Below are 23,958 nucleotides of genomic sequence, written 5' to 3' on the forward strand. Positions count from 1 at the left end.
GTCAGACCCGCTGGGTCACGTCTTGACCCGCGGCGAAACGGCTGAGCGCCCCGGTGGCCGCGAGACCCCGCACGATGAGCCAGCCGAGCAGCCCGGCCAAGACCGCGCCCGACACGACCACCGTCGTGAAATAGAGCCCCAGGAACTCGGCGGACTTCTGCAGATTGCCCGACGTGAAGAGCTCGAGGCTCCAGGCCGCCGCGCCAGCAGCCGCACCGGCGAGCATGGCGGGCAGCACGCCGAAGCGGCGGTAGGCGAGGAGCGCGAACACCAGTTCGGCGCCAAGCCCCTGCGCCACACCGGCGTAGATCGTCTCGATGCCCCACTGGTTGCCGATGAGCGCGGACACCACGGCGGCAAGCAGTTCGACGAAGAGCGCCGCACCCGGCTTGCGAATGATGAGTCCGCCGAGCACGCCGCCGATGAGCCAGATGCCGACGGCGATACCGCCGAGGCCCGGCGTGAGCGCATCAGCCGCGCTGAACCACGCGTAACCGATGTTGTTCCAGAAGAGGAAGAGAAGCCCTGTCGCGATGCCGATCACGCTGGCGACGACGATGTCCACGACCCGCCAACTCAGATTGCGCGGCTTCGGATCGGCTGGAGGCGTGCTGGATTCAGTTGCTGCAGTGTGCACTGTCGTGCCCTTTCGATTCGTGGAAAGAGGCACGGGAATTGAGATGTGATTGCCCTCCCTGCGCTGGCATTACCCAGATCAGGTTCGACGGTCGAAGGTTGAGAACCTTCCTCTCAGCCCGGCTCACCGGACTCCCGTGTTCGTTGACGAGTATACGCCGACGAGCACGGTGAGGGTCGGCCGCGACGGCGGCGACGGTGGGCGTCTCAGCGCTTGAGCGCTCTGATCACCATGCGCAGCGCCTTGCCGGTGACCCACACGAGCGGGGTGGCGACGAGCAGCAGCCCGATGAGGTTCGGTTCGAAGCGAACCCCGCCATCGCGACCGACGTATGCGCCGAGCGGAATGGAGAGGCCACCGCCGCCACCACCGCCCGCCTCGTCACCCTTCTCGTCGGAGCCGCTGCCGGCACCGAAGCCGTAGTATCCGAGCGCCACCGGTACGAGCGTGGTGCCGTCGATCTCGACGGCATCACCGTAGGAGGTCTTCACGCCGACGCCGGCGACGGATTCAGCCAGTTCCAGTACGAGTTCAGCCATGCCTCCAACGCTACCCTCGGATGCGCCACTCAGCCACCCCCCTCACGATTCACACTGAGGCGGGTTCATCGCGGCGCGCTCACTCGCCGCCCGCATCCTTGCGTCGTGACGACTCGACACGATCGACGGCCGGGCGCACGAGCGAGGCCGGACGCACGGTACCTCGGCCGAAGCGAGCGGTCACCTCATCGATCGTGCGCTCAGCCTCGCGCCACTCCTCGTCGGGGTCCCACAACATCGCACCGGTACCCGACGGTCGAAGCTGCTCGGCGCGAACACCGATGAGACGGATGCGCGCGCCATCGCCGGCGAGTTCGCCGAGGGCCGCGGATGCCTCGTCGTAGATGCGGCGCGCGACATCCGTGGGCTCGCCCAGCGTGCGCGACCTGGTGACCGTGCGGAAGTCGCCGTAACGGAGCTTCAACACGACCGTGCGGCCGAGGAGCCCTGCCTTGCGCAGCCGCACAGCGACGTCGTCGGAGAGCCGGAGGAGCTCGCGCCTCAATTGCTCGAGATCGGTGAGGTCGTAACCGAACGTGACCTCGTGACCGATGCTCTTCTCCTCTCGGCCCGTGACGACGTCGCGAGCGTCGACGCCCATCGCGAGATGGCTGAGCTTGGCCGCGAGCGCCGGCCCGAGTGCACGCTCGAGCGCGTCGACCGGCATGGCGGCGACATCGCCGACGGTGCGCAGCCCGATGCGCGTGAGTGACTCCTCGGTGACCCGGCCGACGCCCCAGAGCGCCGAGACCGGCAGCGGGTGCAGGAAGTCGAGCGTGCGCTCGGCCGGCACGACGAGCATGCCGTCGGGCTTCGCCCTGCTCGACGCAACCTTGGCCACGAACTTCGTCGCTGCCACGCCGACCGAGCAGGTCAACCCGGTTTCACCGTGTACGCGCTGCCGCAGGGTCCACGCGATCTCGGCCGGGCTGCCGTGCAGGCGACGCGCGCCCGACACGTCGAGGAACGCCTCATCGATCGAGAGCTGCTCGACGAGCGGAGTGACCTCTTCGAAGATGGTCATCACCCGACGCGAATACTCGGTGTAGCTCGCGTAGTCGCCGCGCAATACGACGGCGTTCGGGCAGCGCTGCAAGGCGAGCGACATCGGCATCGCCGAGTTCACGCCGTACTTTCGGGCCTCGTAGCTCGCCGCAGAAACAACCCCACGCCCGGCGGTACCGCCGACCAGCACCGGCTTGCCGCGCAGATCTGGCCGCTTCAACAACTCGACCGACACGAAGAACGCATCCATATCGACGTGCAGGATGGGTGTCGCCGAATCGTCGACGGGGCCAGTGGTGACCTGCCGCGACGAGCCGTCCTGCTTGCTCATGCTCCGAACCTAGCCCGTGCCACCGTCATCGGAAGCCCAGGGCTTGCCGACGCGATCGAGTGTCAGAACCCGAAGTCGCCACCACCACCGAAATCGCCACCGCCGAAGTCTCCGAAGCCGCCTTGATCTGAACCAGAAGCGTCAGAGCCGCCGGCATCGGCGCCCGTGTCGGCGCCGGAGTCGCTCCCGGTGTCCCCGCCGTCGGCACCCGCCTCGAACGAGGCGGGGTCGGGCAGGAACGCCTGCGCGATCGCCGAGCCGACCACCACACCAGCGATGGAGCCGAGCAGCGAGCCTGCGAACATACCGCCGAACGACGGCCCGCCCTGTCGGCTGCGGCCACCCGAGGCATCCGCTCGGTTGAAGGCTCGTTCCACGCTGCCGGGAGCTCGAAGCTCGGCACGGGTCGCCGCTCGGGCCAGTGCGCTGGGCTCGTCGGAGACGAGTCGTTCACCGGCAGGTGCCTCTTCGGAGAGCGAGGCGAAGACCGCCGCTCGCTGCTCGGGAGTGAGCTTGGCGAACGCCTCGGCGTGCACAGCCTCAACCGACTCGGGCGGCGCCGTGCGCAGCAGGTAGCGGTATCGCTCGACGGCGAGCTCGTCGTCGCTCAGTCTGCGTGCCGAAGGAACCGGGCGCGCCGCGGGTTCATCGGGGACGGTGCCGAACAGTCGGTCCAGGAATCCCATTTCGTGCTCCTCAATCGTTCAAAGGACGACCACTGTACGGCCGTTCGTATCGTGCCGGCTGTGAGTCGGTCTCGATACGCTCGCTACTCGACCAGCGGTATGAGTACGCTCGCTACTCGACCGGCGGTATCGGAACGCTCGCCACTCGACCAGCGGTGGCGGAACGCACCCGCTACTCGGCCACCGGAGTCGCGGCCCGCTCGAGCACGAGCTCGCGCACACGCGCCGCATCGGCCTTGCCCTGCATGGCCTTCATGACGGCGCCGATCACCGCACCGGCCGCCTGCACCTTGCCATCGCGGATCTTCGCGAGCACGTCGGGCTGCGAGGCGAGTGCCGCATCGATGGCCGCGATCAGGGCCCCGTCATCGGAGACGACGGCGAGACCGCGCGCGTCGATGACCTGCTGCGGCGCGCCTTCGCCCGCGATGACGCCTTCGAGCACCTGGCGCGCCAGGCGGTCGGTGAGCGTGCCGGCGTCGACGAGCTGTGCCAGCTCGGCGACATGTTCGGGCGACACGAGGCCCGTGGCATCCCGGTCGGCGGCGTTCGCGAGACGCGCGATCTCACCCGTCCACCACTTGCGCGCGGCAGCCGGGGTTGCGCCAGCGGCGACGGTCGCGGCCAGCTCGTTGAGCATGCCCGAGTTCGCCACGATCTGGAACTCGTCGTCGGTGAAGCCCCAATCGGCCTTCAGCCGGCGGCGGCGCACCGCCGGCGGCTCGGGCAACGCGGCACGCAGCCCGTCGACGAGCTCTTTCGACGGCACGACGGGAAGCAGGTCGGGCTCAGGGAAGTACCGGTAGTCGTCGGCATCGGACTTGGGCCGTCCGGCGCTCGTCGCACCGGTGTCTTCGTGCCAGTGACGCGTCTCTTGAGTGATCGTGCCGCCACCGGCGAGGATTGCGGCCTGACGCTGGATCTCGTAGCGCACCGCACGCTCGACCGACCGCATCGAGTTGACGTTCTTCGTCTCGGTGCGTGTGCCGAGCTTCTCCTGGCCGCGGGGGCGGAGCGAGACGTTCGCGTCGCAACGGAGGTTGCCGCGCTCCATGCGCGCCTCGGAGATGCCGAGCGAGAGCACGATGTCGCGGATCGTCGACACGTACGCCTTCGCGAGCGCAGGAGTGTCGGCCTCGCCTCCGAAGATCGGGCGCGTGACGATCTCGACGAGCGGAACACCGGCACGGTTGTAGTCGACGAGCGAGTACTCGGCGCCCTGGATGCGACCGGTCGAACCGCCCACGTGCGTGAGCTTGCCGGCGTCTTCCTCCATATGCGCGCGCTCGATCGGCACTGTGAACGTGCGTCCGTTCTCGAGCTCGACCTCGACCTCGCCGTCGAACGCGATCGGCTCGTCGTATTGCGAGATCTGGTAGTTCTTCGCGAGGTCGGGATAGAAGTAGTTCTTGCGGGCGAAGCGGCTCGAGGGGGCGATCGAGCAGCCGAGCGCGAGCCCGAGGCTGATCGAGTACTTCACTGCCTCACCGTTGACGACGGGAAGCGAACCCGGAAGACCGAGGCACACCGGCGTCGTGAGCGTGTTCGGCTCTGCGCCGTGGAACTGCGAGTTCGCAGGGTTCGGTGCAGACGAGAACATCTTCGTCACGGTGTTCAGCTCGACGTGCACCTCGAGACCGATGACCGGCTCGAAGAGCTCGAGGGCCTTATCGAAGTCCATCAGTTCAGCGCGTGCCATCAGAGTGCGCCTTCCTCGGTCGCGGTGAGCTCATGGGCGGAGAGGTCGGGGGCCTGCGCGAGAAGCGGGCCACCCCACCGCTCTTCGAGCAGCTGCTCGAGCGCAGCGCCGACGTTGTAGAGTCGCGCATCCTCGCGCGCCGGCGCGAGGAACTGGATGCCGACGGGCAGCCCGTCTTCGGGGGCGAGCCCCGAGGGCAGCGAGATGCCCGGCACGCCGGCGAGGTTCGCTGGAATCGTCGCGATGTCGTTCAGGTACATCGACACGGGGTCGGCGAGCTTCTCGCCGAACTTGAACGCGGTCGTCGGTGCGGTCGGCGAGGCGAGCACGTCGACGTTCATGAACGCCGCGTCGAAGTCGCGCTGCACGAGCGTGCGCACCTTCTGTGCGCTGCCGTAGAATGCGTCGTAGTAGCCGGCCGAGAGCGCGTAGGTGCCGAGGATGATGCGTCGCTTCACCTCGGGACCGAAGCCGGCCTCGCGAGTCGCCGCCATGACCTGCTCCACCGTGCCGCCGCCCTCTGGAGTGACACGGAGGCCGAAGCGCACCGAGTCGAACTTCGCGAGGTTCGACGACGCCTCTGCGGGCAGGATCAGGTAGTACGCCGCGATCGCGTACTGGAAGTGCGGTGCGGAGACCTCCACGATCTCGGCGCCCTGCTGTTCGAGCAGTTCGAGCGACTCGTGGAACCGCTGCCGCACACCGGCCTGGAAGCCCTCGCCGTCGAGCTCCTTGATGACGCCGATGCGTAGGCCTGAGACATCCGCTCGCCGTACTGCCTCGGCCATCGACGGCCAGGCCTCGGGAATCGAGGTCGAGTCGAGCGGGTCGTGCCCGGCGATGACGTCGTGCAGCAGCGCTGCGTCGAGCACGGTGCGAGTGACCGGGCCGATCTGGTCGAGCGACGATGCCAATGCGATCGAGCCGTAACGGCTGACGGCGCCATAGGTCGGCTTCACGCCGACGGTGCCGGTGACGTGCGCCGGTTGACGGATCGAGCCGCCGGTGTCGGAGCCGAGCGCCAGGGGGGCTTCGAAGGCGGCGACGGATGCCGCGGAGCCGCCGCCCGAACCACCGGGGATGCGCTCGAGATCCCACGGGTTATGGGTGGGGCCGTATGCCGAGTGCTCGGTCGACGAACCCATGGCGAACTCGTCCATGTTCGTCTTGCCGAGCGGGATCATGCCTGCCTCGCGCACCTTGGTGACCGGGGTCGCGTCGTACGGCGGAACCCAGCCCTCGAGGATGCGCGAACCAGCGGTCGACGGCATGCCTTTGGTGACGAGCACGTCTTTGATCGCGATCGGCACCCCGGCGAGCGGGCCGAGCGGGGCACCTGCTGCACGTTGCCGGTCGATCTCGGCTGCCGTCTCGATAGCGCGATCGCCCTCGATGTGGAGGAACGCGTGCACGGCTCCGTCGACGGCGGCGATGCGGTCGAGGTGCGCGCGGGTCGCCTCGACCGACGAGACCTCGCCAGAGGAGAGCTTCTCGCCGAGCGCGGCAGCTGTCAGGCGGATCAGTTCGTCGCTCACTGTTCTTCTCCCAGGATCGCCGAGACCTTGAATCGGGCGTCGTCGGACTCGGGGGCGCCCGCGAGCGCCTCGTCGACGGTGAGGACCGATTCGCCGACGACGTCGTTGCGGTAGACGTTCTGCATCGGGATCGGGTGACTCGTCGGCGGCACGTCGGGCGTGGCCACCTCGCTCACCTGCTCGACCGCGTGCATGATCTGGCCGAGCTCTGTCGTGAGGTGCTCGATCTCTTCATCGGTGAGCGCGATGCGGGCGAGGTTCGCGAGATGTGCGACCTGCTCCGCAGTGATTTCGGACATGCTGCTCCGTCGTCTCGGGATGGGGATGGATCGATTCTATCCGGGCACGCCGAACAGCCCGTCGCCGTAGCGGTGCAACAGCTCGTAGGCCTCGGCATACGTCTCGGGCAGCGGTTCGCCCGGCTCGCCGTACTTCGCGAGCAACAGACCGAGGAGTCCTTGCCCGGGCGGACTCAGCGGCCGCGTCGACGCGCTATCCGTTTCGTCAGGCGGTCGCTCCTCGTCGTTCAGCGGCACGTACTGCGGGGTCGGCGACGGCCAGGTCGACGGATGCCTCGGCACGGTGAGGTTGAGCGCCGCAGTGAGGTCGCGGACACCGTCGTCTCGATTCGTCAGGGCAGCGAGATCGTACTTCTTCGACAGGGTCGCGATGACGGCGGCGTGGTGGAATTCGTCGCTGATGATCGTGCCGGCCCCGGTGTAGGCAGAGATGGCGATCGCCGGCACGCGGCATCCGAGACGATCGAAGCCGAACCCCATCTCGCCTTCGCCGTCGTCGTTCGGGGGCTTCGCCGAGGGCGGGGGCACGTGGTCATATGTGCCACCATGCTCATCGAAGGTGATGAGCAGCATCGTGTTGAGGGCGTTGGAACCCGACTCCGACGCCGCCCCGCGCACCGCCTGATAGACGCGGCCGACCAGCGCGTCACCGGCACGCACGTCGGAAACGGCGCTGTCGACGATGGGCTCTCCGTCGAACTCTCCTTCGCGAAGCTTGCCGAACGGCGGGTGGAAGTCGTTGTGGTCGTAGACCATGCGCGGCTCGAGGAACGCGTACGCGGGCAGCGTGCCCGCAGCGGCGTCACTCTCGAAATCCTCCATCGTGGCGAAGTGCTCTGTGCGCCAGAAGCGTTCGAGCGCCGGCGCGTGCAGGAATCCGGTGAAGGAGATCAACTGACGCTCGTCGAAGTAGACGCGCCAGCTCACGCCCTGCTCTTCGAGGCGATTGAAGATCGTCGGCGAATCGGGGGCGTCGAGCCACTTGCGGTAGCCCCCGTCGAGCACGTTCGTGACGAAGCCGTGCGACGTGGACGCGTGGAAGAACGATCGGTTGCAGAAGGTCTGCGACGGCACCGCGCAATACCAGTGATCGAAGACGGCGAACTCGCGAGCCAGCGTCGACAGCACCGGCAGCATGACGGGATCGAACCCGCCCATGATCTGGCGAACCTCGTCGGCCTCGGGTGCGCGTCCGTGGCGGAGTGCGCGGAGATTCGACTCGTAGTCGCGCACGAAGCCAGACATGTCGGGCTTCGAGGCGTCGCTCGGCGCGTTGTACGGCGCGGTCATCTCCGCAGTCTCACGACCCTCGTTGTGCGCGGGGTCGATCGTGCCGAACAGTTGGGTGTTGACGTGCGGGTACTCCTCGCCGGGATCTGGATCGGGCTGCTCCATGATCCGGTCGGTCGCACCCGTGTAGACGTGCGCGGACACCGTGCTGCCATCGGACGCGACATTCGAGTACTCGCCGAAGTCGAGCCCGTCGAAGCTCGCACCCGCGGGCAACGACTCCGTCGTGTACAGCCGGCCGAGGAGATTGTCGAACGAGCGGTTCTCTCCCATCAGCACGACGAGGTGTTCGATCGGCGATGCGCCCTCTGGCACGGCCGTCGCACTCGGCGACGGCGCGATCGCGTTCGATGCTCCCCCGGCGAGCGCGACACCGACCGCCCCACCGGCCGCGCCGCCGACGACGACTCCGGCCGCCGCCGCACCGCCGACCCTGAGGAACTCGCGGCGCGAGGGGCCGCGCGGAGCCTGCTTCGACGAAGCATCCGCCGATGCCGCTGCGTCGTTCTCTGGTGCCGACATACTCCTCCTGATACCCGGCTAGTCGCCTTCAGCTGCCTCGATCGCCTGCAACGCAGCCGGACCTTCGCTCACGAGCACCGCGAACTGGGCGGCGTCGAGCACGCGGATGCCGAGCTCTTCGGCTTTCGCGAGCTTGGAACCGGCTCCCGGCCCGGCAGCGACGAAGTCGGTCTTCTTCGAGACGCTCGACGCGGCTTTGCCGCCGGCGGCGATGATCGCCTCGAGCGCCCCGTCACGTGTGAAGCCCTCGAGCGATCCGGTCGCGACGATCGTGAGCCCCGCGAGCACTCCCCCGGCTTCGGCTGCGGCGCCCGGCCCCGGATGCCCCGGCGTCGTCCATTGGACGCCTGCGGCGGTCCACCGGTCGATGATCTCGAGATGCCAGTCGACACCGAACCAGTCGATGAGCGAGTCCGCGATGATGCCGCCGACGCCGTCGACTTCGGCGAGCTCTTCTCTGGATGCACCGCGGATCGCCTCGAGCGAGCCGAAGTGGTCGGCGAGCGCTCGCGCCGCGACCGGCCCGACGTGGCGGATGTTGAGTGAGACGAGCAGACGCGAGAGTGGTTTCGTCTTGGCCTTGCCGAGCTCGGCCAGGAGTTTCGTCGCCGCCTCGGACGGACCGACCTCGCGAAAGTTCTTCTTCACGCCCGCTGCACGGCGCTCGGCCGGTGTCATGGTCTCGGTGCCGGGCGGATAGCTCGCGGGCCCGAGCTTCTGGAACGGCGCTCGCTTCACCGGCTCGCCGGTCTCATCGTCGACCTTCGGTTCGCCCGTCTCGGCGTCGCGCACGACGACTTCGATCGGCACGAGCTCCTCGATCGTGAGGTCGAAGAGGCGGGCCTCGGTGGGCAGCGGCGGCTGCGTCGGGAAGGACGGCTGGGTGAGCGCGGCCGCGGTCACCTCGCCGAGCGCCTCGATGTCGAGGCCACCCCGTGAGCCGATGTGCTCGACCCGCCCGCGCACTTGGGCGGGGCAGGATTTCGCATTGGGGCAGCGCAGATCGATGTCGCCCTCTTTCATGGCGCGCAGCGGAGTACCGCACTCGGGACAGCGCTCGGGCATGTGCCACTCGCGCTCGCTGCCGTCGCGCAATTGTTCGACCGCACCGAGGATCTCGGGGATGACTTCGCCCGCCTTGCGCAGCACCACGGTGTCGCCGATGAGCACGCCCTTCGCCTTCACGACCTGCTGGTTGTGCAGTGTCGCCTGCCGCACGGTGCTGCCGGCGACCTTCACGGGCTCCATGACGGCGTAGGGCGTCGCGCGGCCGGTGCGGCCGACGCCGACGACGATGTCGAGGAGCTTCGTGTGCACCTCCTCGGGCGGATACTTGTACGCGATCGCCCAGCGCGGCGCGCGACTGGTCGCCCCGAGCTCATCGTGCAGGGCGAGCTCGTCGACCTTGACGACGATGCCGTCGATCTCGTGCTCGACGTCGTGGCGGTGCTCGCCGCGTTCGACGATGTACCCGGCGACGTCGTCGACTGAGTCGAACACGCGGGAGTGCGGCGAGACCGGCAGGCCCCACCCATCGAGGAGCGAGTAGATGTCGGACTGGTTTCGCACATCTGGCCCAGTCGGTGAGGCACTGCGCCACGCGCCGATGCCGTGGAGATACAGGGCGAGTCGGCCGAGCCGCTCGCGCATGAGCGAGAGCTCGAACGCGCTCTTCTTCTCACGGCGCTGGCGCAAGCTGCCTGCCGCGGTGTTGCGCGCGTTGGCGAACTCGGGATACTTCGTGGGGATCTGCTCGATCGCACGACCCTTTGCGATCTGCTCGGCCTCGAAGGCTGCCTGCAGTTCGTGCTGTCGCTCGTTCAGCGCCTCGAAGTCGCTCGTGCGCAGGAACACCTCGCCGCGCACTTCGAAGAACGCGGGGTACCCGGCGCCCTCGAGCCGCGGTGGGATGGCGGGGATCAGGTCGACATTCTCGGTGATGTCTTCGCCGACACGTCCGTCGCCTCGCGTCGTCGCGGTCTCGAGCACACCGTCGCGGTAGGCAAGGCTGATCGCCAGTCCGTCGATCTTCAACTCGGAGAGCCAGCGCACGGGCCGCCCTGCCGCAGCGGCGGTCTTCGTCGCCCAATCGCGGAACTCGTCGATCGAGAAGACGTTGTCGAGGCTGAGCATGCGTTCGGCGTGCTCGTGCTCGGGGAAGCCCGCCGAGACGATGGCCGCGCCGACCTGCTGGGTCGGGCTGTCTTGGCCCGCGAGCTCGGGGAAGGCGCGCTCGAGTGCCTCGAGCCGGTGGAAGTCGGCGTCGTACTCGGCGTCGGAGAGTGACGAGTCGCCATCGCCGTAGTAGGCGAGCCGCGCACCTTCGATGCGGTCGGCGAGCAACGCGGCTTCGGCACGGGCGGCTTCGAACTCGGTGGGGATGTCGCTCACAGCGCCATCCTATGGGCGCGCAGCGACGCCCGCCGGGCGTTCGGGGCGCCTGTCTCTGCTACCGATCGAACCCGACGAGATCGACGCGACGGTGGTAGCGCACCCCGACGACGCCGCCGAGGATGGCACCGCCGACGCTCACGAGGGCCGCAACGACCGCGGCGGTGATGACCGCGATCGTCAGGGCACTCTCGGGCACGGGGATGCGCGGGAACGCATCGAGGTAGCCGAGGATGTCGTCCTGGCGACCCAGCACCACGCTGAGCACCGCCGCCAGGATCGCGATCACGAGCGCCCAGAGCCACACGGCGAGACCCTGCAGCACGCCGCTGAAGCGCGCCATGCGGCCGGTGACGTAGCCGCCGCAATAGAAGGCCGCCAATACGATCACGAGCAGTGCGCTGACCCCGACCCATCCGACGGTGTCAGCATCGAGCAGCGCGTCACCGGTCGACGCCGCACCGCGCGCCGCACCGCGACCGAGCGCAATGCCGATGGCCGTGACGCCTGCCGCGGTGAGCCACCCGAAGAGGGCCGAGCCGATCTTCATGCCGCCGAACACCTGTCGCTGGCGTTCGATGACCTCCTCGGCGGTGATGGGGGCGACCTCCACGATCGGTTCCCATTCGTCGGCGGGCGGGGCGACGATCGTGATGCGGCCCGTCGTGGGCGCCGGGCCGAGGTTTCGGAACGGGTCGGCCGGGTCGCGGTTCGGATCGGCGGGACTTTGCGGGTAGGACACAACGACTCCTCGTCACTGACGCGGCGCCGGGGGTAGCGCCAGCGCGAATCTACGCGATGCTGGCCGTCGAGGCGAGCCTGTCCGGGGCTACGCGTCGACCGGAACGGCGCTCACCGTGCGGTCGATCGTGAACTGGCCGAGCACCCGCGTACCGACGTAGATCACCGCGGTCTGGCCGGGCGCCACTCCATCGAGCGGATGCCCCGGCGTGACCACGAACTCGCCGTCGACGAGCTCGGCGACCGCCGGCACTGGGTCGGCGTGTGCGCGGATCTGCACCTCGCACTCGAACGGGGTCGACGGGTCGGCGGGCGCGAGCCCGGCCCACGAGAACCGGAAACCGGCGATGAGCCCGATCGCGAGCGCCGCCTTCGGGCCGACCACGACGGTGTTCTCTTTCGGCCGCACCTCGAGCACGAATCGCGGCTTGCCGTCGGCGGCCGGAGTTCCGAGTCGCATGCCGCGCCGCTGGCCGACCGTGAATGCGTGCGCGCCCTCGTGCGACCCCACCACGGCGCCGGTGCGGTCGACGATGTCGCCCGTCTCGGTGCCGACGCGCTCGGCCAGCCAGCCCTTCGTGTCGCCGTCGGGGATGAAGCAGATGTCGTACGAGTCGGGCTTCTGCGCCACCGAGAGACCGCGTTCGGCGGCTTCGGCGCGCACGAGCGTCTTCGACGGCGTGTCGCCGAGCGGGAAGTAGGCGTGCGCGAGCTGCTCGGCGGTGAGCACCCCGAGCACATAGCTCTGGTCTTTCGCCTCGGCGCTCGCACGATGGAGCTCACGGTTGCCCGCGGCATCCGTCACGATCTTGGCGTAGTGGCCGGTGGCCACGGCGTCGAACCCGAGGGCGAGCGCCTTCTCGAGGAGGGCCGCGAACTTGATGCGCTCGTTGCAGCGCATGCACGGGTTCGGGGTGCGCCCGGCGGAGTACTCGGCGATGAAGTCGTCGACGACGTCGGCCTTGAACCGCTCGGAGAAGTCCCACACGTAGTACGGGATGCCGAGCACGTTGGCCGCCCGCTGCGCGTCCATCGAGTCTTCGATCGTGCAGCAGCCGCGGCTGCCGGTGCGGAGTGTTCCGGGCATGCGACTGAGGGCGAGGTGCACTCCGACGACCTCGTGACCGGCTTCGACGGCGCGCGCAGCGGCAACGGCGCTGTCGACGCCGCCGCTCATCGCAGCGAGAACCTTCATGTGCTCCAGTCTAAACAGACCTGTCTGAGCGGATGCCTCGGCCCCGAGCTGCCCGATTCCGTCCGGAGTCGGGCAACTCGAGAAATCGAGGAGACGCCACCGCCTTCTCAGCGGTCGAAGGAGGTGGCGCGCGCGGCGAGCCCGGCGCGAGCCGCCTGGGCGTGTGCGACCGGCAATGCCGCGAGGAACGCATCGACGTCGGCGTCGGTCGAAGCGTGGCCGATCGTGATGCGGAGGGCCCCGCGCGCGTCGGCCTCGGAGCGCCCCATGGCCATGAGCACGTGCGAGGGCTCGGGTACACCCGCCTGGCATGCCGAGCCCGTCGAGACGGCGACCCCGGCGGCATCGAGCAGGAAGAGCAGCGAATCACCCTCGCACCCCGTGAACGAGAAGTGAGCGTTGCCCGCCAGGCGGCCGTCAGCGGCGGCATCCCCGGAGAGTCGCGCGTCGGGCACCGCATCGAGCGTGCCCGCGATCAGCCGGTCGCGCAGCTTCGCCATGCGCGCCGCATCGGCGTCGAGATGAGCGGCCACGACGGATGCCGCTGCTGCGAACGACGACGCTGCAGCGACGTCTTGCGTGCCCGAGCGCACCTTGCGCTGCTGCCCGCCGCCGTGGATGAGCGGTTCGACGGCCGCGGAGCGGTCGAGCACGAGCGCTCCGATGCCGGCTGGGCCGCCGATCTTGTGCGCTGAGACGCTGAGGGCGACGAGTCCGGCGCCCCGCGGGGCATCCGTTGCCCGCCTGATGCCGTGGAAGTCGATCGGCACCTGCCCGTAGGCCGAGATCGCGTCGACGTGCAGCGGCACGCCGGCACGCGCGGTCAGGCGAGCGGCCTCCTCGACGGGCTGAATGGTGCCGACCTCGTTGTTGGCCCAGAGCATCGTCACGAGAGCCACGGATGCCGCATCGTGCGACAGCTCGGCGGCGAGCACGTCGAGGCGCACCCGGCCGACCTCGTCGAGCGGGATCTCGACCACGTCGGCGCCCTCGTGGGTCGCGAGCCACTCGACCGTGTCGACGGTGGCATGGTGTTCGCCGGCCGGAACCAGGATGCGCGTGCGAGCAGCGCCCGTCGAAGCATCCGCTCGCCGTTGCCACCAGATGCCCTTGATCGCGAGGTTGACCGCCTCGGTGCCGTTGCCCGTGAAGACCACTTCGATGCCGTCGGCGCCGAGCGTCGCGGCGACGCGCTCGCGCGACTCCTCGAGGAGTCGTTTCGCCTGCTGGCCGGCGCTGTGGATCGACGAGGGGTTGCCGACCACGGCGAGCGCGGCGGTCAACGCCTCGATGGCCTCGGGCAGCATCGGGGTGGTCGCGGCGTGGTCCAGATAGACCATGCGACCTCCAACCCTGATGATGACCCTGATGACCGAGTGCGTGCGAACACGCCCGTGCACACGCTTGCAGGCGTCTCGCCTCCACGAACTACTGTAGAACGCATGCCTGAGCGCGATCCCCTGCATGACCTCGGCGTTCGGGCCGGTGCCGACGGTGGGGTCGCCCGAGTGTGGTCGCAGCACGCGACATCCGTCGATCTCGTCGTCTTCGACGCCGACGACCTCGACTGGGCGATCGCTCGCTCGCCGCTCACGCGCGACGTGCACGGCGTCTGGCAGGGCGAGTCGACCGCCCTGCGAGCGGGAGCGCACTACGGCCTCCGCGTCGACGGACCCGCCGGCATGGATCACGCGTTCAATCCAGTGCACACGCTGCTCGACCCCTACGCCCGCGGACTCGCCCGCGCTGACGACGGGTCATGGCGGGGCGTCGCCCTCGATTCGCTCACCGCGACGGGTTTCGAGTGGGGCGGCTCGGCGAAGCCCCGAGTACCGCTCGACCGCACCGTCGTCTACGAAGCCCACGTGCGCGGGTTCTCCAAGCTCAACACGGCGATTCCCGAGGCGTTGCGCGGCACCTACGCGGGCCTCGCGCACGACGCATCGCTCGAGTACCTGACGGGCCTCGGCGTCACGACGGTCGAGCTCCTGCCCGCGCAGGCCTTCGTCTCCGAGCAGCGGCTCGTGCGCCAGGGCAAGCTCAATTACTGGGGCTACAACACGCTCGCGTTCTTCGCGGCGCACGCACCCTACGCGAGCGCTGCGGCACAGGCCGAGGGCGCCTCTGCCGTTCGGCGGGAATTCGCCGGCATGGTTCGGCGCCTGCACGAGGCCGGCCTCGAGGTGGTACTCGACGTCGTCTACAACCACACGGCCGAAGAGGGGCGCGAGGGGCCGACCTACTCGTTCCGCGGCATCGACAACGCGTCCTATTACCGGCACGACGCGCACGGGCGCTACGTCGACACGACCGGATGCGGCAACAGCCTCGACTTCGGGGCCGACGCACCGCAGCGACTCGTGCTCGACTCGATGCGATACTTCGCCGAGGAACTGCAGGTCGACGGGTTCCGCCTCGACCTCGCCGCGACGCTCGGCCGCGACGACCACGAGGCGTTCACGCCCGAGCATCCGCTGCTGCGCGCGATGCTCGACGACCCGGTGGTCGGCACCACGAAGCTCATCGCCGAGCCGTGGGACGTCGGACCCGGCGGCTGGCAGACCGGCAACTTCCCAGCGGGCTTCTCCGAGTGGAACGATCGTTACCGCGACCGGATGCGCGACTTCTGGCTCGGCGACCTGCGGCGTGAGCGCGAGACCGGCTCGGCCGGCAGCGGCATCGGCCGCTTCGCGACGCGGCTCGCGGGCTCGTCGAACACCTTCTCGGCCGACCGGGGTCCGCTCGCGAGCCTGAATTTCGTGACCTCGCACGACGGATTCACGCTCGCCGACCTCACGGCCTACGACACGAAACACAATCAGGGCAACGGCGAGGGCAACCGCGACGGCACCGACTCGAACAACTCCTACAACCACGGCGTCGAGGGCGAGGCGGCCGACCCTGCCATTCGGGCGGCGCGCCGGCGCAGCATCCGCAATCTCCTCGGCACCCTGCTGCTGTCGGCCGGTGTGCCGATGATCACCGCGGGCGACGAGTTCGGCCGCAGCCAACGCGGCAACAACAACGCCTACTGTCATGACTCGCCGCTCACCTGGCTCGCCTGGGACCCGGTCGAGCGGGCTCGGTTCGACCCCGAACTCCTCGAGACGGCGCGTCACCTCATCCGGATCCGCGCCGAGAACCCCGCGCTTCGACCGATGCGATTCGGTCGCCTCGGCGAGCGAACGCCGAGCGCCACGCGCATGGAGTGGTTCAACGCCGACGGCGAGTCGATGGACATCGACGACTGGAACTCTCCCGCAGAGCGCACCCTGCAGTACCTCGCGGCCTCGACGCCCGAGACAGAGGCGTTGAACCAGATCCTCCTCGTCGTACACGCGCACGAGTCGAGTACCGTCGTCGTGCTGCCCGAGCACGACGACGTCAGCGGATACGCCCTGCTCTGGGACTCAGCAGACGAAGCGCCACCGGCCGCCGGCACGCCGGCGATCGCGCCAGGCAACCGCGTCGACGTCGATGCCCAATCGATGCGCCTGTACCGCGCCGAGGGCCGCGAGTGATGGCCAAGCGAGCGGATGCCTCGGCGAGCACGCCCGCCACGCTCGCCCTCACCCGGGCAGGCGTCGCCTTCACTCCGCACGCATACGACCACGATCCGCGTGCCGGGGCCTACGGCCTCGAAGCGGCCGAGAAACTCAGTCTCGATCCCGACCGGGTCTTCAAGACCTTGCTCGCGAGCGTCGATGGCGCACTGGCCGTCGGCATCGTTCCCGTCGCCATGCAACTCGACCTGAAGGCGTTCGCTGCCGCGCTCGGCGGCAAGCGCGCAGAGATGGCCGACCCCGCCGTGGCCGAGCGCAAGACCGGGTACGTCGTCGGCGGCATCAGCCCCATCGGGCAGAAGACGGCGTTGCCGACGGTGCTCGACGAATCGGCGATCCTCTGCGAGACGATCTACGTCTCGGGTGGGCGGCGCGGCCTCGACCTCGAGCTCGCCCCCGACGACCTGCTCGCCGTCACCGACGGCCGCGTCGCGCCGATCGCCCGCACCCGTTGACCGCGGGCCCCGCGGGTTGAGGAGGCGCGCCAGCACCGTCTCGAAACCCACACGCGCGGGCAAGCAGATTTTGAGACGAGTCCTCCTGCGTCGGGCGCTCCTCAAACAGCGGGTCAGGCTCACTCGGCAACGGCGACGAGGCCGAGCTCGGCCGTCGACAACAGCAGCGGATGCCGCGGCACCACGCGCACCGTGTACCCGAACGCCCCCGGCCGGTCGAGCACGACGGTGCCCGTATACAGGCGCTGGCCGGGCGCGACCGTGGTCGCCGAGGCATCCGGCGCCGGATCGAGCGCGGCCCGCTGCACAGCATCGATCGTGTCATCGGCACGGCTTCGGCCGTAGACGACCTCGACGGTGACATCGTCGGGCGAGAGCTCGCCGAGTGCGATGTACGCGCGCAGGTGCAGCTCGTCGCCGACGTGCGGCGTATCGACGCCGCCCGACTCGACGTGCACGACCTGCACGCCGCCCCACGCTGCCCGCACCCTCGCGCTCCACGCCGAGAGCTCTCGCGCTCCGCGGGCCCCCTCGGCCGAGACATGGGCGAAGTGCTCGGCCGCCGGCCGGTAGAGACGCTCGACGTACTCGCGCACCATGCGATCGGCACCGAGTTCGGGAGCGAGGGTCGCGAGGGTGGTGCGCACCCGACGCACCCACTCGACCGGTACCGCATCATCGTCGCGTTCGTAGTACCGGGTCGCGACCCGGTGTTCGAGAAGGTCGTAGAGGGCGGCCGCCTCGAGGGCGTCGCGCTCCCCCGCGTCGCCCGCGGAATCGGCCGACGGGATCACCCAACCGGAGTCGTCGCTTGCGAACTCGGCCCACCAGCCGTCGAGGATCGACAGGTTGAGCGCGCCGTTCATCGCCGCCTTCATACCCGAGGTGCCGCACGCCTCGAGCGGGCGCAAGGGATTGTTCAGCCAGACATCGCACCCGGGGTAGAGAATCTCAGCCATGCCCATGTCGTAGTCGGGCAGGAACACGATGCGCTCACGCAACTCGGGCTGCTGCGCGAACTGCACGAGCTGCTGGATGAGCCGTTTGCCTTCGTCGTCGGCCGGGTGCGACTTGCCGGCGATCACGAACTGCACCGGCCGCTCGGGATTCGTGAGGATCGACTTCAGTCGCTCGGGGTCGGCGAGCATGAGCGTGAGTCGCTTGTACGTCGGCACTCGGCGCGCGAACCCGACCGTGAGCGTGTCGGGGTCGAGCACCCGGGCCACCCACTTCGGCGGTTCGGCACCCGAGTGCTGTTCCCGCCAGGCCGCCGCGAGACGCCTGCGTGCATCGTCGACGAGCTGTTGACGCATCCGTCGCTTGACCGCCCAGAACTCGCCATCGGCGAGCGCGGGGCTTCGCCAGTCGGCGTGCTCGGTGTCACCCGTGCCGAGCGTCGTCTCGGCGAGGCCGAGCAGCGCGGGGTCCGTCCACGTCGGCGCATGCACGCCGTTCGTGATCGATGTGATCGGCACCTCATCGGAGTCGAACCCCGGCCACAGCTCGCCGAACATGCGCCGGCTCACCTCGCCGTGCAGTTTCGAAACGCCGTTCGCGTGCTGGGCGAGCCGCAGGCCCATGACGGCCATGTTGAACGCACTCGTGGCCGGATCGGCGCCTGGTTCGACGCCGAGGGCGAGCGCATCTGCGGGGTCCACGCCGGGCAGCAGCGAGCCCGAGAGATACCGCTCCACGAGCGCGCGGTCGAAGCGATCGATGCCGGCGGGTACGGGCGTGTGCGTCGTGAAGACCGTACCGGCGCGCACGAGCTGCAGCGCCTCGGCGAACGTGAGCCCCTCGCCGATGTAGGTGGCGATGCGCTCGAGCCCCAAGAAACCCGCGTGCCCCTCGTTCATGTGGAACACGTCGGGAGCGGGGCATCCGCTCAGCTCGGTCCACGCCCGAACGGCACGCGCGCCGCCGATGCCGAGCAGCAGCTCCTGCAACAGGCGATGCTCACCCCCACCGCCGTAGAGGCGATCGGTGACCGAACGCAGGTCATCGCTGTTGGCCGGCACGTCGGTGTCGAGCAGGAGGAGCGGAACGCGACCGACATCGGCCTTCCACACCCGCGCGTGCAGCGAACGGTCGTCGGGAAGAGCGAGCGTCACCTGCACCGGTGCGCCGTCTGCACTGCGCAGCACCGAGAGCGGCAGGCCATCGGGGTCGAGCACCGGGTAGCGCTCCTGTTGCCAGCCATCGGGCGAGATCGACTGCGAGAAGTACCCCGCCTTGTAGAAGAGGCCGACGCCCACGAGGGGAACGCCGAGGTCGGATGCCGCCTTCAGGTGATCGCCCGCGAGGATACCGAGACCGCCAGAGTACTGCGGCAGTGCCGCGGTGATGCCGAACTCGGGCGAGAGATACGCGATCGTTCGCGGCGCCTCGGCGCCGAGCGACTGGAACCATCGCGGCTCAGCGAGGTACTCGCGAAGGCCCGCCCGCTCGCGTTCGGCCCACTCGACGTAACCGCCGTCGACGGCCAACTCGTCGAGACGCGTGGGGTCGACCTCGCCGAGGAACGCGACCGGATCGCGCTCGGAGGTGCGCCACAGCTCGGGGTCGATGTGCTGGAACAGGCGACGAGTGGGCTCGTGCCACGACCAGCGCAGATTGGCGGCGAGCTCTTCGAGCGCAGAGAGCGAGCCGGGAACGACGGCGCGAACGGTGAACTTGCGAATCGGCTTCACGACTCAACCCTAGGTCGAGGGCCCGTCGAACGTGTGAACGGCGGCACGCGCGCAGGCGCACGTTTCGACCGGCTCGATCAGCGCAAACGCGCTACGGTCGAACCGTGACGTCCAGCCCTGTGCTCGCCGGCCGGATCCCAGTGACCCGGCTCACCCCAGCCGTGCCCGACGAGCGGTGGCGGCCGAAGGCCTTCGAGGGCGAGGTGGTGCCGTTCCAGGCCACGGTGTTTCGCGAGGGGCACGACCAGGTGGGCGCGATGCTCGTCATCACGAGCCCGTCGGGCCAGACGCGCAGCGAGCGGATGTCTCCGCTGGCGGCCGGCACCGACCGGTGGGAGGCCAAAGTCCTCCTCGACACGACCGGGGAGTGGCGCTGGCACGTCACCGGATTCGACGACGAGATCTCGACCTGGCGCCACGATGCCGCGCTCAAGGTCGACGCCGGCGTCGATGCCGAGCTGATGTTCGAGATCGGCGCGCGCCTCGCCGATCGGGCCGTCGCCGAGAAGACCCGCCCGCTCGCGGCACGCAAGCGCCTCACGACGCTCGCCGCCGAGTTACGTGACAGCGAGGCATCCGTCGCCGAACGCCGACCGCTCATCGACGACCCCGCACTCGACGAGTTCGCAGCGCGCCCGCTCGCGCGGCTTTCGACCGACTCCCCCGAGCGCACGATCCTCGTCGAGCGTCGCCGTGCCGGCGTCGGCGCCTGGTACGAGTTCTTCCCCAGGTCGGAGGGGGCGAAGCAGCTGAAGGACGGCAGTTGGAAGTCGGGCACTTTCCGCTCGGCGGCCAAGCGCCTCGACGGCGTCGCCGCGATGGGATTCGACGTCGTCTACTTGCCGCCGATCCATCCGATCGGCGTCACCAACCGCAAGGGCCGCAACAACACCCTCGACCCCGGCCCGCACGACCCCGGCTCACCGTGGGCGATCGGCGGACCGCTCGCCGACGGCACACCTGGTGGCCACGACGCCGTGCACCCAGATCTCGGCACGCTCGCCGACTTCCGCGCCTTCGTGCGGCGCGCGTCGGCGCTCGGCATCGAGGTCGCGCTCGACCTCGCCCTGCAGGCCTCTCCCGACCACCCGTGGGTCGTCGAGCATCCCGACTGGTTCACGCATCTGCCCGACGGCACGATCCGCTTCGCGGAGAACCCGCCGAAGAAGTACCAGGACATCTACCCCGTGAATTTCGACGACGATCCGGAACGGCTATTCGACGAGGTGCTGCGTGTGGTGCGGCACTGGATGAAGCAGGGCGTGCGCATCTTCCGGGTCGACAACCCGCACACGAAGCCGCTCGCGTTCTGGGAGCGGCTGATCGGAACGGTGAACGCGGAAGACCCCGGCGTGATCTTCCTCGCCGAGGCGTTCACGCGCCCCGCGATGATGCAGGCCCTCGCGATGGTCGGCTTCCAGCAGTCGTACTCCTACTTCACCTGGCGCAACACCAAGGCCGAGCTCGAGGAGTTCCTCACGTCGGTGTCGCTGGAGACCGCCGACTTCATGCGCCCGAACCTCTTCGTGAACACCCCTGACATCCTCACGGAGTACCTGCAGTTCGGCGGCCCAGCCGCATTCACGGTGCGTGCGACCATTGCCGCGACCGCAGCGCCGCTCTGGGGCGTCTACGCGGGCTTCGAGCACTTCGAATCGGTGGCCCGCCCCGGCGCCGAAGAGGCCATCGACAACGAGAAGTACGAGTACAAGCCGCGCGATTTCGCCGCCGCCGAGCGCGGGGGCCGCTCGCTCGCGCTCTACCTCGGCATCCTCAACCGCATCCGGGCTGAGCATCCCGCGCTCGGCCAGCTCCGCAACATCCGCTTCCATACCAGCGACGACGACTCGGTGCTCGTCTACTCGAAGCACCTCGAGGGGCGCTTCACCGGCACCGGGGCTCGACCCGGTGCCGACGACACGATCATCGTCGTCGCGAACGTCGACCCGCACTCGGTGCGGGAGACCACCGTGCACCTGGACCTCGAAGCGCTCGGCCTCGAACTCGGCAGCACATTCGAGGTCGAAGAACTCGTCACCGGCGAACGATGGCGCTGGGGCGCATCCAACTACGTGCGACTCGACGCCTTCACCCGACCGGCGCACATCCTGCACGTGAGAAGGAGCACGGATGCCTGATTCACTCGCCGCACCCGTCATCGCCGACGAGGTGCTCGCGGCCGTCGCCGACGGCCGGCACCCCGATCCGCACTCGGTGCTCGGACAGCACGGATTCGACGTGCCCCAGCTCGATGGGCCGCTCACGGTGATCCGCACCCGCCGCCCGCTCGCCGAATCGGTCGAAGCCATGCTCGCCGGCGGCGAGGTGCTCACCCTCACTCACGTCGGCCACGGCATCTGGGCCGGGGCCGGAGCATTCGGGCCGATCGACTATCGCATCCGCGCCCGGTACGGAGAGGATGTGGAGTGGACGAGCGACGACCCGTACCGCTTCGCCCCCACCATCGCCGAACTCGACTTGCACCTGATCGGCGAGGGGCGGCACGAACAGCTCTGGCACGTGCTCGGTGCGCACCATCGCGATCATTGGGGCGTCGCGGGCAGCGTTCATGGCACAGCCTTCACGGTGTGGGCGCCGCGCGCCCGCGCTGCGCGGGTCGTCGGGGTGTTCAACCGTTGGGACGGCACCGGGCATGCCATGCGCACCATGGGCGCGACCGGCATCTGGGAACTCTTCATCCCCGACGTCGAGCCCGGCGCGATCTACAAGTTCGAGCTGCTCACCGCCTCGGGCGACTGGATCATGAAGGCCGACCCGATGGCACGGCAGGCCGAGATCGCTCCCGCCACCGCTTCCGTGGTGTCGGTGAGCGATCACGACTGGGACGACGACGAATGGATGTCGCGGCGCGCGCGCACCGACCTCCATTCGCAGCCCATGAGCATCTACGAACTGCACCTCGGCTCCTGGCGCCCCGGTAAGGGATACCGCGACGTCGCCGACGAGCTCATCGAGTACCTCGATTGGCTCGGCTACACGCACGTCGAGTTCATGCCCCTCGCGGAGCATCCGTTCGGCGGTTCGTGGGGCTACCAGGTGACCGGCTACTACGCGGTGACGAGCCGATTCGGCTCCCCCGACGACCTGAAATATCTCATCGACCGACTGCACGGTGCCGGCGTCGGCGTCATCATGGACTGGGTGCCCGGGCACTTCCCGAAAGACGAGTGGGCACTCGCCCGTTTCGACGGCGAGCCGCTCTACGAGCACGCCGACCCACGCCGTGGCGAGCAGCTCGACTGGGGCACCTACGTCTTCGACTACGGCAACCCACGAGTGCGCAACTTCCTCGTCGCGAACGCCCTCTTCTGGTTCGAGGAGATGCATGTCGACGGGCTGCGCGTCGACGCCGTCGCGTCGATGCTCTATCTCGACTACTCGCGTGAAGAGGGCGGCTGGCTGCCGAACATCCACGGCGGCCGCGAGCACCTCGAGGCGATCGCCTTCCTGCAGGAGGCGACCGCGACCGCGTACAAGCGCAACCCGGGCATCGTCATGATCGCCGAGGAGTCGACGAGTTGGCCCGGAGTCACGGCGCCGACCTCGACCGGCGGGCTCGGCTTCGGCTACAAGTGGAACATGGGCTGGATGCACGACTCGCTGCAGTACATCCAGAACGACCCGCTCTACCGGTCGCATCACCACCACGACCTCACCTTCTCGTTCCTCTACGCGTTCAGCGAGCACTTCGTGCTGCCGATCAGCCACGACGAGGTCGTGCACGGCAAGGGCTCCCTCGTGCGCAAGATGCCCGGCGATCACTGGCAGCAGCTCGCGAACGTGCGCGCCTACCTCGCCTTCATGTGGGCGCACCCCGGCAAGCAACTGCTTTTCATGGGGCAGGAGTTCGGCCAGCTCTCCGAGTGGAGCGAAGAGCGGGGCCTCGATTGGTGGATCCTCGACCAGCCGAGCCACCGGCAGCTCGCCGAGTTCGTCGGCGAGCTGAACCGCGGCTATCGCGCGACCCCGGCGCTGTGGCAACTCGATGACGACGACGCCGGATTCGAGTGGGTCGAGGGCGGGGCCGCTGCCGAGAATGTCATCGCGTTTCTCCGCTACGACCGCGAGCGTCGTCCGCTGCTGTGCGTCGTGAACTTCGCGGGCGTGCCGCACGAGGGCTTCCGACTGGGACTTCCGTCTGCCGGCCGCTGGCGCGAACTCTTGAACTCGGATGCCGCGGAGTTCGGTGGCTCGGGTGTCGGCAACCTCGGCGGGATCGATGCGACCGCGACGCCGTGGGCGGGGCGACCCGCGTCGGCGTCATTCACGTTGCCCCCGCTCGGGGCGGTCTGGTTCACGCTCGACCACACGTTGATCGAGTAGCGAGCGCAAGCGAGCGTATCGAGATCCGCCCGCGCC

The 23,958-nt window shown here is 69.0% G+C and carries 17 protein-coding genes and 1 riboswitch; of the genes, 4 read left to right on the plus strand and 13 right to left on the minus strand.

All coding sequences use genetic code 11. The annotated features are described in order from the left end of the window. Position 1: 1 nt before the first annotated feature. The 12 genes from AC1C2U_RS03840 to AC1C2U_RS03895 form a co-directional block, all read right to left on the minus strand. Positions 2-637 carry an ECF transporter S component gene (locus AC1C2U_RS03840; RefSeq protein WP_495360383.1) on the minus strand — a complete coding sequence of 212 codons (636 nt, stop codon included), beginning with the start codon at positions 635-637 and terminating at the stop codon, positions 2-4. A 38-nt stretch (positions 638-675) separates the two neighbouring features. Further along, a riboswitch (TPP riboswitch) is annotated at positions 676-785 on the minus strand. A 58-nt stretch (positions 786-843) separates the two neighbouring features. Beyond that, a complete protein-coding gene (locus AC1C2U_RS03845; RefSeq protein ID WP_495360384.1) occupies positions 844-1,176 on the minus strand; it encodes a spore germination protein GerW family protein in 333 nt (110 codons plus the stop codon). A 79-nt stretch (positions 1,177-1,255) separates the two neighbouring features. Continuing rightward, positions 1,256-2,512 (minus strand): DNA polymerase IV, encoded by a 1,257-nt coding sequence (locus AC1C2U_RS03850; protein WP_495360385.1) that lies wholly within the window; start codon positions 2,510-2,512, stop codon positions 1,256-1,258. 62 nt (positions 2,513-2,574) lie between these two features. Beyond that, the gene (locus AC1C2U_RS03855) at positions 2,575-3,198 is read right to left on the minus strand and encodes a hypothetical protein (protein WP_495360386.1); all 624 of its coding nucleotides are present in this window, start codon (positions 3,196-3,198) and stop codon (positions 2,575-2,577) included. A gap of 172 nt (positions 3,199-3,370) precedes the next feature. Next, positions 3,371-4,897, minus strand: coding sequence for an Asp-tRNA(Asn)/Glu-tRNA(Gln) amidotransferase subunit GatB (gene gatB / locus AC1C2U_RS03860; protein ID WP_495360387.1), 1,527 nt, complete (start codon positions 4,895-4,897; stop codon positions 3,371-3,373). After that, positions 4,897-6,432 carry an Asp-tRNA(Asn)/Glu-tRNA(Gln) amidotransferase subunit GatA gene (gene gatA / locus AC1C2U_RS03865; RefSeq protein ID WP_495360388.1) on the minus strand — a complete coding sequence of 512 codons (1,536 nt, stop codon included), beginning with the start codon at positions 6,430-6,432 and terminating at the stop codon, positions 4,897-4,899. The genes gatB and gatA overlap by 1 nt, the downstream gene beginning before the upstream one ends. Further along, entirely contained in the window at positions 6,429-6,731 is a 303-nt protein-coding gene (gene gatC, locus AC1C2U_RS03870) for an Asp-tRNA(Asn)/Glu-tRNA(Gln) amidotransferase subunit GatC (protein WP_495360389.1), read from the minus strand. Before gatC ends, gatA begins: the two co-directional genes overlap by 4 nt. Before the next feature lie 36 nt (positions 6,732-6,767). Beyond that, on the minus strand, positions 6,768-8,543 hold the full coding sequence (locus AC1C2U_RS03875) for an alkaline phosphatase family protein (protein ID WP_495360390.1): 1,776 nt from the start codon (positions 8,541-8,543) through the stop codon (positions 6,768-6,770). 18 nt (positions 8,544-8,561) lie between these two features. Beyond that, positions 8,562-10,934 carry an NAD-dependent DNA ligase LigA gene (gene ligA, locus AC1C2U_RS03880; RefSeq protein ID WP_495360391.1) on the minus strand — a complete coding sequence of 791 codons (2,373 nt, stop codon included), beginning with the start codon at positions 10,932-10,934 and terminating at the stop codon, positions 8,562-8,564. Positions 10,935-10,992: 58 nt separating this feature from the next. After that, positions 10,993-11,676 carry a hypothetical protein gene (locus tag AC1C2U_RS03885; protein WP_495360392.1) on the minus strand — a complete coding sequence of 228 codons (684 nt, stop codon included), beginning with the start codon at positions 11,674-11,676 and terminating at the stop codon, positions 10,993-10,995. 87 nt (positions 11,677-11,763) lie between these two features. Continuing rightward, entirely contained in the window at positions 11,764-12,870 is a 1,107-nt protein-coding gene (mnmA, locus tag AC1C2U_RS03890) for a tRNA 2-thiouridine(34) synthase MnmA (protein WP_495360393.1), read from the minus strand. 107 nt (positions 12,871-12,977) lie between these two features. Further along, entirely contained in the window at positions 12,978-14,210 is a 1,233-nt protein-coding gene (locus tag AC1C2U_RS03895) for a cysteine desulfurase family protein (protein WP_495360394.1), read from the minus strand. A gap of 102 nt (positions 14,211-14,312) precedes the next feature. Here AC1C2U_RS03895 and glgX point away from each other — a divergent pair, with 102 nt between their 5' ends. Next, positions 14,313-16,391 carry a glycogen debranching protein GlgX gene (gene glgX, locus AC1C2U_RS03900; RefSeq protein WP_495360395.1) on the plus strand — a complete coding sequence of 693 codons (2,079 nt, stop codon included), beginning with the start codon at positions 14,313-14,315 and terminating at the stop codon, positions 16,389-16,391. After that, entirely contained in the window at positions 16,391-16,888 is a 498-nt protein-coding gene (gene ybaK / locus AC1C2U_RS03905; protein WP_495360396.1) for a Cys-tRNA(Pro) deacylase, read from the plus strand. The genes glgX and ybaK overlap by 1 nt, the downstream gene beginning before the upstream one ends. A 119-nt stretch (positions 16,889-17,007) precedes the next feature. Here ybaK and glgP read toward each other — a convergent pair whose 3' ends face one another. Then, a complete protein-coding gene (gene glgP / locus AC1C2U_RS03910) occupies positions 17,008-19,578 on the minus strand; it encodes an alpha-glucan family phosphorylase (RefSeq protein ID WP_495360397.1) in 2,571 nt (856 codons plus the stop codon). A gap of 104 nt (positions 19,579-19,682) precedes the next feature. Here glgP and AC1C2U_RS03915 point away from each other — a divergent pair, with 104 nt between their 5' ends. Further along, positions 19,683-21,716, plus strand: a complete 2,034-nt coding sequence (locus AC1C2U_RS03915; protein WP_495360398.1) for an alpha-1,4-glucan--maltose-1-phosphate maltosyltransferase — start codon at positions 19,683-19,685, stop codon at positions 21,714-21,716. After that, the gene (glgB, locus tag AC1C2U_RS03920) at positions 21,709-23,922 is read left to right on the plus strand and encodes a 1,4-alpha-glucan branching protein GlgB (protein WP_495360399.1); all 2,214 of its coding nucleotides are present in this window, start codon (positions 21,709-21,711) and stop codon (positions 23,920-23,922) included. The genes AC1C2U_RS03915 and glgB overlap by 8 nt, the downstream gene beginning before the upstream one ends. The last annotated feature ends 36 nt before the right edge of the window (positions 23,923-23,958 follow it).

Source organism: Agromyces sp. Y575 (assembly GCF_059445445.1).

Bases quoted from the DNA above. Each gene is read 5' to 3' on its own strand.
- AC1C2U_RS03845 (WP_495360384.1), bottom strand. From the start codon at position 1,176: ATGGCTGAACTCGTACTGGAACTGGCTGAATCCGTCGCCGGCGTCGGC.
- AC1C2U_RS03850 (WP_495360385.1), bottom strand. From the start codon at position 2,512: ATGAGCAAGCAGGACGGCTCGTCGCGGCAGGTCACCACTGGCCCCGTC.
- AC1C2U_RS03855 (WP_495360386.1), bottom strand. From the start codon at position 3,198: ATGGGATTCCTGGACCGACTGTTCGGCACCGTCCCCGATGAACCCGCG.
- gatB (WP_495360387.1), bottom strand. From the start codon at position 4,897: ATGGCACGCGCTGAACTGATGGACTTCGATAAGGCCCTCGAGCTCTTC.
- gatC (WP_495360389.1), bottom strand. From the start codon at position 6,731: ATGTCCGAAATCACTGCGGAGCAGGTCGCACATCTCGCGAACCTCGCC.
- AC1C2U_RS03875 (WP_495360390.1), bottom strand. From the start codon at position 8,543: ATGTCGGCACCAGAGAACGACGCAGCGGCATCGGCGGATGCTTCGTCG.
- mnmA (WP_495360393.1), bottom strand. From the start codon at position 12,870: ATGAAGGTTCTCGCTGCGATGAGCGGCGGCGTCGACAGCGCCGTTGCC.
- AC1C2U_RS03895 (WP_495360394.1), bottom strand. From the start codon at position 14,210: ATGGTCTATCTGGACCACGCCGCGACCACCCCGATGCTGCCCGAGGCC.
- glgX (WP_495360395.1), top strand. From the start codon at position 14,313: ATGCCTGAGCGCGATCCCCTGCATGACCTCGGCGTTCGGGCCGGTGCC.
- ybaK (WP_495360396.1), top strand. From the start codon at position 16,391: ATGGCCAAGCGAGCGGATGCCTCGGCGAGCACGCCCGCCACGCTCGCC.
- glgB (WP_495360399.1), top strand. From the start codon at position 21,709: ATGCCTGATTCACTCGCCGCACCCGTCATCGCCGACGAGGTGCTCGCG.